Source organism: Acidovorax soli, from assembly GCF_900107605.1.
Lineage (GTDB): Bacteria > Pseudomonadota > Gammaproteobacteria > Burkholderiales > Burkholderiaceae_C > Acidovorax > Acidovorax soli.
On record NZ_FNQJ01000001.1, the window covers coordinates 83,635 to 93,860 of the forward strand.

A 10,226-nucleotide genomic window follows, 5' to 3' on the forward strand; every position below is an offset into this window, starting at 1 on the left:
AAGAAACCGTCGGGCAAAAAGGAAGGGCGAGAACACATGCTACCGGCACACCGCCGCGCCGCCTTGCGCGGGCGCGACAGGCGGGCCTGGGTCAGCCGTGCCGGATGGCCACGGTCTTGAGCGTGGTGAAGCCGTGCAGCGCCTCCAGGCCCTTTTCGCGGCCGTAGCCGCTCGATTTGACGCCGCCAAACGGCAGCTCCACGCCGCCGGCAGCGCCGTAGTTGTTGATGAACACCTGGCCGCTGTGCACGCGCCGGGCCATGCGGAACTGGCGGGCGCCATCGCGCGTCCAGATGCCGGCCACCAGGCCAAACTGGGTGGCGTTGGCCAGCTCCACCGCATGGTCCTCGTCCTGGAAGGCCATCGCGCTGAGCACGGGGCCAAAGACTTCCTCCTGCGCCAGGCGGTGCTCCACCGGCACATCGCGCAGCAGCGTGGGGGCCTGGTAGAAACCGGTTTCGGGCGCATCGTCCACGATCTGGCCCTGGGCCACCATGGGGATGCCGGCCACCTGCGCGTCGGACAGAAAATCCCATACGCGCTGCTGCTGCGACTGGCGGATCAGCGGGCCCACGTCCAGGTCCATCGCGGCGGGGCCCACGCGCAGCGCTTCAAAGGCCTGGCCCAGGCGCTCCAGCAGGGGCTCGTAGATGAGCGAGTCGATCAGCACGCGCGAGCCGGCCGAGCAGGTCTGCCCCGCGTTCTGCACGATGGCATTGATGACCACGGGCACGGCGGCGTCCAGGTCGGCATCGGCAAAGATGATCTGCGGGCTTTTGCCGCCCAGCTCCAGCGTCACGGGGCAGTGGCGCTCGGCGGCCACCTGCTGGATCAGCGTGCCGATCTTGGGGCTGCCGGTGAAGCTGATGTGCTGGACGCCCGGGTGGCGCGCCAGTGCGTCGCCCACCTCGTGGCCGTAGCCGGTAACGATGTTGAGCGCACCCGCCGGAAACCCCACCTCGGCCGCCAGCTGCGCCACGCGGATCAGGCTCAGGCAGGCATCTTCGGCCGGCTTGACCACGCACACATTGCCCGCCGCCAGCGCGCCGCCCACGCTGCGGCCAAAGATCTGCATGGGGTAGTTCCACGGAATGATGTGGCCCGTCACGCCGTGGGGTTCGCGCCAGGTGAGCACACTGTAGCCATCGGCGTAGGGGATGGTCTCGCCGTGCAATTTGTCGCAGGCTCCGGCATAGAACTCGAAGTAGCGCGCCAGCGCCAGCGCATCGGCCCGGGCCTGGCGGGTGGGCTTGCCGCAGTCGCGCCGCTCCAGCGCGCTCAGCTCGTCCGCGTGTTCCAGTATCTTGGCCGAGAGCTGGTGCAGCAGGCGGCCCCGGTCGGCGGGCGCCATCTTCTGCCACACGGCGTGGTAGCACTGCTGCGCCGCGCGCACGGCGGCGTCGATGTCCTCGGCCGTGCCGCGCTGGATCTCGTCGAACGGCTGGCCGTCGGAGGGGTCGATCACCGGGATCGTGCGGCCGGAGGTGGAGGGAACGGGGGCATTGGCGATGAAGTGCAGTGGCATGGCCAAATTGTGCGGTAAAAGCCAGGTGTTCCTCGGGGGATGATGTCAAAAATGGATTCAGCGCTTGTCTGTAAAGCACTTATAGCTATTGATGTAATAGCGTTTTGGTGAATCGCTGCCCGCTGGCGGTGCTGCCTATCATCTGAAAAACGGCGTTGTCGGGCACAAAAAAGGCCCGCCGCAGCGAGCCTGTGGGGAGAGGCGGCGGTGGAATCAGCCGCCGTGGAATTTCACGACCAGCGGCACGATCAGCAGTGCCACGATGTTGATGATCTTGATCAGCGGGTTGATGGCGGGGCCGGCGGTGTCCTTGTAGGGGTCGCCCACCGTGTCGCCGGTGACGGCGGCCTTGTGCGCCTCGCTGCCCTTGCCGCCGTGGTGGCCGTCCTCGATGTACTTCTTGGCGTTGTCCCAGGCGCCGCCGCCGGTGCACATGGAAATCGCCACGAACAGGCCGGTCACGATGGTGCCCATCAGCAGCCCGCCGAGCGCCTTGGGCCCCAGCAGCAGGCCCACCACGATGGGCACCACCACGGGCAGCAGGCTGGGGATCACCATTTCCTTGATGGCGGCGGTGGTCAGCATGTCCACGGCCTTGCCGTACTCGGGCTTGCCCGTGCCGTCCATGATGCCCTTGATGGTGCTGAACTGGCGGCGCACCTCCACCACCACGGCGCCGGCGGCGCGGCCCACGGCCTCCATGGCCATCGCGCCGAACAGGTAGGGGATGAGGCCGCCGATGAACAGCCCGATGATCACGAGCGGATCGCTCAGGTCAAAGCTGATGGCCCGGCCATAGCTTTCGAGCTTGTGCGTGTAGTCGGCAAACAGCACCAGCGCGGCCAGGCCCGCCGAGCCGATGGCGTAGCCCTTGGTCACGGCCTTGGTGGTGTTGCCCACGGCGTCGAGCGGGTCGGTAATGTCACGCACGCTGCTGGGCAGCTCGGCCATTTCTGCGATGCCGCCCGCGTTGTCGGTGATGGGGCCATAGGCATCGAGCGCCACCACGATGCCCGCCATGGAGAGCATGGACATGGCCGCCACGGCAATGCCATACAGGCCCGCAAGCTGGTAGGCCGACAGGATGGCCAGGCACACAAAGATCACCGGCCAGGCGGTGGAGCGCATGGACACGCCCAGGCCGGCAATGATGTTGGTGCCGTGACCCGTGGTCGATGCCTGGGCGATGTGCCGCACGGGCGAGTATTGCGTGCCGGTGTAGAACTCGGTGATCCATACCAGCGCGGCCGTCAGCACCAGCCCCGTGGCGCAGGCGCCAAACAGCTTCATCTGGCTGCCGGTGGCGGTGATGGCGTTGTCCGGCATGATCCAGACGGTGACGAAGTAGAACGCGACGAGCGACAGCACGCCCGCAATCGCCAGGCCCTTGTACAGCGCGGGCATCACGTTCTTCATGCCGGGCGATGCCTTCACGAAGAAGCAGCCGATGATGCTGGCCACGATGGACACGGCACCCAGCGCGAGCGGGTACACCACGGCGTTGACCGGGGCGGTGGCCACCAGCAGCGCGCCGAGCACCATGGTGGCGATCAGCGTCACCGCGTAGGTTTCGAAGAGGTCCGCCGCCATGCCGGCGCAGTCGCCCACGTTGTCGCCCACGTTGTCGGCAATCACGGCGGGGTTGCGCGGGTCGTCCTCGGGGATGCCGGCCTCCACCTTGCCCACCAGGTCGGCGCCCACGTCGGCGCCCTTGGTGAAGATGCCGCCGCCCAGCCGCGCAAAGATAGAGATCAGCGACGAGCCAAAGGCAAAGCCGATCAGCGGGTTGAGCAGCACGGACAGCTTGGCCGTGGGCGTGAGGTTGCCGTTGCCCGCCAGAAACCAGTAAAACCCGGTAACGCCCAGGAGGCCCAGGCCCACCACCAGCATGCCGGTGATGGCGCCGCCGCGAAACGCCACATCCAGCGCCGGGCCAATGCCCTGCGTGGCCGCCTGTGCCGTGCGCACATTGGCGCGCACCGACACGTTCATGCCGATGAAGCCGCAGGCGCCCGAAAGCACTGCGCCCACCACGAAGCCCACGGCCGTGGTGCCGTCCAGGAAGATGCCGATGAGAATGGCCAGCACCACGCCGACGAGGGCAATGGTCTTGTACTGGCGGGCCAGATAGGCGGCGGCGCCGGCCTGGATGGCGGCGGCGATTTCCTGCATGCGGGCGTTGCCGGGGTCTTTGGCAAGAATCCATCCCCGGGCCCAGATGCCATAGGCCACCGCAATCAATCCACACACCACAGCCAGTATCAGAGGGGCAGTCAGCGCTGTATTTCCAGCCATTCGTCACTCCTTGAAATATTCACTTGCACGGAAGGAAACACAACGCATCGGCGTGCTTCCGCTGCGTTGCTTCCTCGTGCCCCAGCGTACCGGAGTCGATTGGCCAACAGGGTCAATTTACAGCCAAACCCCCATTTGCAAGCCGGCAGAAAGGGCCATGTGCCTAAAATCAGGGTTAATCCCGACGCGGCATGCTGCGCGGATTGCCGTCCATCAACTTTTCATACAAGACATGTCCCTCAACAACGTCCCCCCAGGCAAGAACGTTCCCGATGCCTTCAACGTCGTCATCGAGATCCCGATGAACTCCGACCCCATCAAGTACGAGGTGGACAAGGAATCGGGCGCCATTTTTGTGGACCGTTTCATGACCACGGCCATGCACTACCCCACCAACTATGGCTATGTGCCGCAGACCCTGTCGGGCGACGGCGACCCGGTCGATGTGCTGGTGATCACGCCTTACCCCCTGCATCCCGGCGTGGTGGTCCCCTGCCGCCCCCTGGGCATCCTGATGATGGAAGACGAGGCCGGTGTGGATGGCAAGGTGATTGCCGTGCCCACGTCCAAGATCCTGCCCATGTACGACCACTGGAAGACCATCGACGACGTGAACGCCATGCGCCGCAACGCCATCGCCCATTTCTTCGAGCACTACAAGGACCTCGAAAAGGGCAAGTGGGTCAAGGTGCTGGGCTGGGAAGGCATCGACGCCGCCAAGAAGGAAATCACCGACGGTATCGCGAGCTTCCAGAAGGGCGCTGCCTGAAGTTCGTTCACCGATTTTTCGGTGAAATAGGGGCTTTGCGCTTTACCATAAAGCGCTGACAGCTATCACGATAAAAGCATGCAAACCGCCTGGTTTGCATGCTTTTTGCGCCACTGGACAGCATGGCGAACGGTGCTGCAACGGCCAGGCGGGGTATGGGGCGCGTGGTGGATGCCGTGGCGGATGTGGTGGCCCTCACGGCCCGGCGCCCTCTGAACCGTTCGCCCTGAGCGCCTCGATGGATTTCGGCCGGCGCACGCTGAACGGTTTCTGATCCATAAAGAACGAAGAACGGGCTCCATGGCATGCATCGGAGCTTGCATTGGTGGGTGCACTGCGTTAATATTCATTTGAAATGAATCTTATAAGCACCCACTCTCGCCCTTGTTCCCGCGCAGTGGGCATCACCGTATGAAACCACTCTCCACACCCGTCATGTCTGCCGCGAGCGGGGCTGCGGCCCCCGCTCTCCAGGGGATGCCCCTGCTGCGGCTGGGTTTTCGCCCGTTTTATCTGGGCGCAGCCCTGGTGGCGTGCCTGGCCGTGCCACTGTGGATCGCTTCCATGATGGGGTGGGTGGTGCTCAACCTTCCGGTCGCTCCCTTGCTGTGGCACGCCCATGAAATGCTGTTCGGGTTTGCCGCCACCGTCATCATCGGGTTCCTGCTCACGGCCGTGAAGGCGTGGACCGGCCTGGCCACTCCGCGCGGCGCGCTGCTGGGGGCTCTGGCCTTGCTCTGGCTTGCCGCCCGGGTGGCGGCCGTTGTGGCGCCCTATGTGGTCTATGCCGTGCTGGATGTCGTCTTGCTGCCCGTGGTGGCTGGCTTGCTGCTTGCGGTGCTGCTGCGGGCGCGCAACCGCCGCAACCTGCCGCTGATGGGGGTGCTGGTGCTGCTGTCCGTGGCCAACGGGGTGTTCCACCTGGCGGTGCTGGGTGTCCTCAACCTGCCGCCCGTACAGGCGCTGTACGCGGGTCTGACGCTGATCGTGATGATCGAGTGCGTGATGGCAGGGCGTGTGGTGCCGGCTTTCACCATGAGCGTGAACCCGGGGCTCAAGCTGCAGGCGCAGCGTCCGCTGGAGCTCGTGATTCTGGCCGTGACGGCGCTGGCACTGGCGTCCTGGGTGTGTGCTCCTTTCGGCGTGGGTGCGGTCACGGCGGTGCTGGCCGGGTTGGCAGCGCTGCTGCATGGATGGCGCATGTGGCGGTGGAAGCCATGGATCACGCGCAATCGCCCCATCTTGTGGATCCTGCATGCATCGTATGCATGGATTCCTGTGGGGTTGGTTCTGCTGGCATTGGCGCAACTGGGTGCCGTGGCGGTGTCGGCCGCGGTGCATGCCTTCGCCGTGGGCGCCACGGGCGGACTCATCGTCGGCATGATCACCCGCACGGCGCGCGGCCACACCGGCAGGCCGCTGCAGGCCGGGCGGCTGGAGGTGCTGGCCTATGGGCTGGTGATGGGGGCCGCTGTGCTGCGGGTCCTGCTGCCGCTGGCTGCACCGCAGTGGTATGCCGCCGCACTGGTGCTGGCGGCGCTGGCCTGGGCCACGGCCTTTGCCATCTACCTGGGCCTGTACACCCCTTGGCTGACCCAGACGCGGCTGGACGGCAAGGACGGTTGATGTTTTCGCCATGCAGGCCCTGGCTGCCTGCATGCATGTGCCGCTCGGCCAGAGCGGTTCCTTTGGTTTTTCACACCCTTTCAGAAAGGTCTTGCCATGCTTCCTACCCAGAGCTCCGTCATCGATGTCCGCGAGATTGCACCCCGCGAGCGCCACACCCTGATTTTTGGCCGCTTTGACGCGCTGTTGCCCGGCGAGGCGTTGCAACTGGTCAACGACCATGATCCGCAGCCCCTGCACCACCAGTTCCAGGCCCGCTCAGCCGGTGCCTTCAAGTGGGCCTATCTGCAGCAAGGCCCGGATCTTTGGCGCGTGCTGATCAGCAAGACCGAGCCTGCCGCGGCCCGGGAAGACTCCTGCTGCTCGGGTGGCGCCTGCGGGGGCTGAGGCACCATGGCACCGGCGGTGCAATGCCGCCGGGATCGCACCCGCAGGACGGGACCAGCGCCCGCAAGGGGCTTCCGGTGATGGCAGTTTGCTACAGGCCCAGGGCCAGCATCGCGGCCTCGGACATCCTGGATCGATCCCAGGGGGGATCGAACACCAGATTGAGGGTGATCTCGCCCACGCGGGGCAGTGCCAGCACCTTGTCGCACACTTCCTCGGCAATCGATTCGCCCATGCCGCAGCCCGGCGCGGTGAGCGACATGTCGATCCAGACCTTGACCTGGTCGCTGTCCAGCGGCTCGATGTCACAGCGGTAAATCAGACCCAGTTCGACAATGTCCACGGGGATTTCCGGGTCGTAACAGGTCTTGAGGGTCTGCCAGACCAGGTCGCTCACATCCTCCAGTTCAACCTTGTCGGGCAGAGCCAGGGTGGCTGGCGGGGGTTTGCCGATGGCATCGGCATCCACGCCCTTCAGGCGCACCAGCTGCCCGTCCACCAGCAGCGTGAACGACGATCCCAAAGCCTGCGTGAGTTGCGCGAGCTCGCCCGCTGCAAGATCCAGTGGCGAGCCTTCGGGAATGCGCTCCACCCGTACCGGACGGTTGATCAGCACGTCTTCGCGGTGTCGTTTCATCATGGTGTGTTCCCCGGCGGCGTGGCATCCGCTGCAGCAGGCGATGCGTCGGGTGCCTGCGCCAATGCGTGCATCAGGGCATGCCAGCCCAGCAGGGCGCACTTGATGCGGCTCGGGTAGCGGCGCACGCCGGCCAGGCTGACGAGCTTGCCCAATTGCGCTTCCTCGGGTTCGATCTCGCCGGTGAGCACGGCACGGAAATGCTGCTGCAACTGCTGCGCCGCCTCCACGTCGTGGCCCTTCACGGCCTCGCCCATCATCGAGGCCGAGGCGATGCAGATGGCGCACCCTTGTCCGCTGAAGCGGATGTCGCGCACCTGGCCGGCCTGCACATCCAGCTCCACGCTCAGGTCATCGCCGCACTGCGGGTTGGTGCCGCGCGCCTGGTGGTTCGGAGCGGGCAGGTGGCCGAAGTTGCGCGGGGCGCGCTTGTGGTCCATCACCACCTCCTGGTACAGGTCGTTTTCAGCAGCACTCATCGCAGTACCTCCAGGGCATGTGCCACGCCGGCGATGAGCCGTTCCACCTCGTCATGGGTGTTGTACAGACCGAACGAGGCGCGCGTGGTGGGGCCGGTGCCCAGGTGGTCGAGCAGCGGCTGGGCGCAGTGGTGGCCGGTGCGCACGGCAATGCCTTGCGCGTCGAGCAGGGTGCCGATGTCGTGCGGGTGCGCGTGCGGCGTGACGAAGGAAGCAATGGCAGACGTGGTGGCATGCGGCGCCAGCACCGTGATGCCTTCGATGGCGGCGAGGCCGGCCACGGCGTGCGCTCGCAGTGCCTGCACATGGGCATCGATGGCGGCGCGGCCGATATGGCCGATGAACGTAGCCGCCGCCGCCATGCCGACGGCGCTGGCGACGTTGGGCGTGCCGCCTTCGAGCCGGCTGGGAAGCGGGGCAAAGGCCGCGTCGGTGTAGCTCACCCGCTCGACCATGTCGCCGCCATAGCGCAGCGGCGCCAGGCGCTCCAGTGCCGCCATGCGTCCGACCAGGGCGCCGGTGCCCATGGGGCCGTACATCTTGTGGCCCGAAAAGGCCATGAAATCGCAGGCCAGGGCCGACAGGTCGATGACCGTGTGTCCCACGGCCTGCGCGGCGTCGAGCACGGTGAGCGCGCCGGCTTGCGCGGCCTGTGCCAGCAGGGCCGCGAACGGCGGTGTTTCGCCCGTGGCGTTGGCGCAGGCCGTCAGGGCGAAGACGCGGGTGCGCGGGGTGAGCAGGCAGGCCAGGTCTTGCGCATGCAGTCGGCCCTGTGCATCGGGCAGCAGCACGCGAAGCATGGCGCCGCTACGCCGGGCGGCCTGCTGCCACGGTACCAGGTTGGCGTGGTGCTCCAGGCCGCTGACGATGATCTCGTCCCCCGGCTGGAGGAAAGCGCCACCCGGCTGCGCGGCCGAGAGCCCGTGCGCCACCAGGTTCAGCGCCTCGGTGGTGCCCGAGGTGAAGACCAGCTCGTGCCCGGCGCCCGCACCAACGAAGCGCTTGAGGTCGCTGCGGGCCTGCTCGAAAGCGTCGGTGGCGCGCTGGCTCAAGGTGTGCACGCCGCGGTGGATGTTGGCGCGGTCATGCGCTTCGAAATGGCGCATGGCGGCCAGTACCGGCAGCGGCACCTGTGTCGTGGCGGCGTTGTCGAGGTAAGCCAGCGCCGCGCCGTGGATGCGCTGCTCCAGCACCGGAAACAGGGTGCGCACGCCGCTGGCGAGTGCGCCGGGGGTGGCGACCAGTTCCTGCAGGAAATGCATTTCACCCATGGTGTGGCTCCTCGGTTGTGGTCAGGTGGCGTGCCAGGGTGCGCGCCAGCAGGCCATCTTCCTCCAGCGTGGCCAGCAGGTCGGGGGCGTCGAAGCAACGTTCCAGCAGCGCGGTGGCCATGCCTTGGATGATCAGCGTGCGCGCGCTGGCTTCGTCCAGGCCCCGCTGGCGCGCGTAGAACAGGGCGTCTTCGGGCAGTGCACCCCAGGTGGCGCCGTGCGCGGCCTGGACGTTGTCGTGGTGGATTTCCAGGTGCGGGCGCAGCACCAGCCGGGGCTGGCCCGCCAGCGGGATGCCGCTCAGGCGCTGGCGCACATTGGCTTCGCTGGCGCCCGGGGCGATGCGGGTGTGGGCGTTGGCCACCGCATGGGCCTTGCCGCTGGCCAGCACCAGGGCCTCCACGGCACTGTGGGTGTGGGCGGCGTTGTGCAGGGTCTGCACCTGCTGCTCCAGCACCGAGCTGCTGGCCAGCAGCACGCCGGCGGTGCGCGTGCTGGCGTGGGCACCCTGCAGATCCAGCGCGCTGCGTTGCAGATGGTATGCGCTGTCCGACGCGATGAGCGCCTGCGCATACTGCGCGCCCTGGTCCAGGTGCGCCTGCACGATGTGGGAAATCTGGTCCTCTGCGGCGGGGGTTGCCATGCGCAGATGCTGCAGCGTCGCGCCTTGCCCGACATGGAGGTGGATGCGCAGGTTCTGCACGAGCGGGGGCCCGCATGGGGCTGGCTCGCGTTCGTGGGTCTCGATCAGCACGCAGCGCACGCCGTCCTGCACTTCCACCACGAGCAGCGGGGCTTCCACCCGGGTGCGTGGCTGGTGGCGCAGGTGCAGCCACACGGTTTGGCCCGTGTGGGTAACGGGCGTGCCACCGATGCGCAGGCGCAGGCCCTGGCGGCACAGGGCGCGGTGCGCCCAGGCAAAGGGGGCGGCGTCGCCTTCGCCGGGCAGCGGCAGGCCGGCGAACAACTCGGCGCGCTGGGCCGGATCGCTGGCATCCAGCCAGCGGGCGCTGACGCCCACTGGCGGTGTGCCGCCCACCGGGTGCAGTGTCCAGCCGGCACCCGCAAGGGATGAAGCGTTGCCGTCTGCCGTGGCAGGAGGGGCGGCGTCTCCCAGCCAGGTCTCAAGCCCGGGTGGTGGCAGGTGGCGAAAGGATTCGCTGCGTGCGGGTATCCAGCCCCGCAGGGCCAGGTGCTCCCGGGCGGTCAGTGCGTCGGCTCTTGCGGTGTCCATGGC

The 10,226-nt window shown here is 67.1% G+C and carries 10 protein-coding genes; 4 read left to right on the plus strand and 6 right to left on the minus strand.

Features of this window, described 5'->3' with window-relative positions; translation table 11 throughout:
* Positions 1–91: 91 nt before the first annotated feature.
* Together BLW02_RS00395 and BLW02_RS00400 are read right to left on the minus strand one after the other, a co-directional pair.
* Complete coding sequence (locus BLW02_RS00395) at positions 92–1,525, minus strand: aldehyde dehydrogenase family protein (protein WP_092696523.1); 1,434 nt, start codon at positions 1,523–1,525, stop codon at positions 92–94.
* A gap of 213 nt (positions 1,526–1,738) precedes the next feature.
* On the minus strand, positions 1,739–3,820 hold the full coding sequence (locus BLW02_RS00400; protein ID WP_092696524.1) for a sodium-translocating pyrophosphatase: 2,082 nt from the start codon (positions 3,818–3,820) through the stop codon (positions 1,739–1,741).
* A 232-nt stretch (positions 3,821–4,052) separates the two neighbouring features.
* Between BLW02_RS00400 and ppa the strand changes: the two genes are divergently transcribed.
* The 4 genes from ppa to BLW02_RS00415 all read left to right on the plus strand — a co-directional run bounded on the left by ppa (position 4,053) and on the right by BLW02_RS00415 (position 6,602).
* Positions 4,053–4,589: an inorganic diphosphatase gene (gene ppa, locus BLW02_RS00405; protein WP_092696525.1), complete on the plus strand. Its 537-nt coding sequence runs from the start codon at positions 4,053–4,055 to the stop codon at positions 4,587–4,589.
* A 98-nt stretch (positions 4,590–4,687) separates the two neighbouring features.
* Entirely contained in the window at positions 4,688–4,819 is a 132-nt protein-coding gene (locus BLW02_RS20295) for a hypothetical protein (RefSeq protein ID WP_280140356.1), read from the plus strand.
* Positions 4,820–5,024: 205 nt separating this feature from the next.
* A complete protein-coding gene (locus BLW02_RS00410) occupies positions 5,025–6,215 on the plus strand; it encodes an NnrS family protein (RefSeq protein ID WP_244273581.1) in 1,191 nt (396 codons plus the stop codon).
* Positions 6,216–6,311: 96 nt separating this feature from the next.
* Entirely contained in the window at positions 6,312–6,602 is a 291-nt protein-coding gene (locus BLW02_RS00415) for a DUF2249 domain-containing protein (protein ID WP_092696527.1), read from the plus strand.
* A gap of 91 nt (positions 6,603–6,693) precedes the next feature.
* On the opposite strand, the gene sufT is transcribed toward BLW02_RS00415, so the two are convergent.
* Genes sufT through BLW02_RS00435 form a run of 4 tightly spaced genes read right to left on the minus strand, consistent with a single transcriptional unit; the run spans position 6,694 to position 10,223 of the window.
* Entirely contained in the window at positions 6,694–7,239 is a 546-nt protein-coding gene (sufT, locus tag BLW02_RS00420) for a putative Fe-S cluster assembly protein SufT (RefSeq protein ID WP_092696528.1), read from the minus strand.
* Entirely contained in the window at positions 7,239–7,718 is a 480-nt protein-coding gene (gene sufU / locus BLW02_RS00425; protein ID WP_092696529.1) for a Fe-S cluster assembly sulfur transfer protein SufU, read from the minus strand. The genes sufT and sufU overlap by 1 nt, the downstream gene beginning before the upstream one ends.
* A complete protein-coding gene (locus BLW02_RS00430) occupies positions 7,715–8,989 on the minus strand; it encodes an aminotransferase class V-fold PLP-dependent enzyme (protein WP_208859667.1) in 1,275 nt (424 codons plus the stop codon). The genes sufU and BLW02_RS00430 overlap by 4 nt, the downstream gene beginning before the upstream one ends.
* Positions 8,982–10,223, minus strand: a complete 1,242-nt coding sequence (locus BLW02_RS00435) for a SufD family Fe-S cluster assembly protein (protein ID WP_092696531.1) — start codon at positions 10,221–10,223, stop codon at positions 8,982–8,984. Before BLW02_RS00435 ends, BLW02_RS00430 begins: the two co-directional genes overlap by 8 nt.
* Between the last annotated feature and the right edge of the window lie 3 nt (positions 10,224–10,226).

What these genes read in the sequence shown, in the direction of transcription:
- BLW02_RS00415 (WP_092696527.1), top strand. Translation starts at nt 6,312, where the DNA reads ATGCTTCCTACCCAGAGCTCCGTCATCGATGTCCGCGAGATTGCACCC.
- BLW02_RS00435 (WP_092696531.1), bottom strand. Translation starts at nt 10,223, where the DNA reads ATGGACACCGCAAGAGCCGACGCACTGACCGCCCGGGAGCACCTGGCC.
- BLW02_RS20295 (WP_280140356.1), top strand. Translation starts at nt 4,688, where the DNA reads ATGCTTTTTGCGCCACTGGACAGCATGGCGAACGGTGCTGCAACGGCC.
- sufU (WP_092696529.1), bottom strand. Translation starts at nt 7,718, where the DNA reads ATGAGTGCTGCTGAAAACGACCTGTACCAGGAGGTGGTGATGGACCAC.
- BLW02_RS00430 (WP_208859667.1), bottom strand. Translation starts at nt 8,989, where the DNA reads ATGGGTGAAATGCATTTCCTGCAGGAACTGGTCGCCACCCCCGGCGCA.
- sufT (WP_092696528.1), bottom strand. Translation starts at nt 7,239, where the DNA reads ATGAAACGACACCGCGAAGACGTGCTGATCAACCGTCCGGTACGGGTG.
- BLW02_RS00400 (WP_092696524.1), bottom strand. Translation starts at nt 3,820, where the DNA reads ATGGCTGGAAATACAGCGCTGACTGCCCCTCTGATACTGGCTGTGGTG.
- BLW02_RS00395 (WP_092696523.1), bottom strand. Translation starts at nt 1,525, where the DNA reads ATGCCACTGCACTTCATCGCCAATGCCCCCGTTCCCTCCACCTCCGGC.
- BLW02_RS00410 (WP_244273581.1), top strand. Translation starts at nt 5,025, where the DNA reads ATGTCTGCCGCGAGCGGGGCTGCGGCCCCCGCTCTCCAGGGGATGCCC.
- ppa (WP_092696525.1), top strand. Translation starts at nt 4,053, where the DNA reads ATGTCCCTCAACAACGTCCCCCCAGGCAAGAACGTTCCCGATGCCTTC.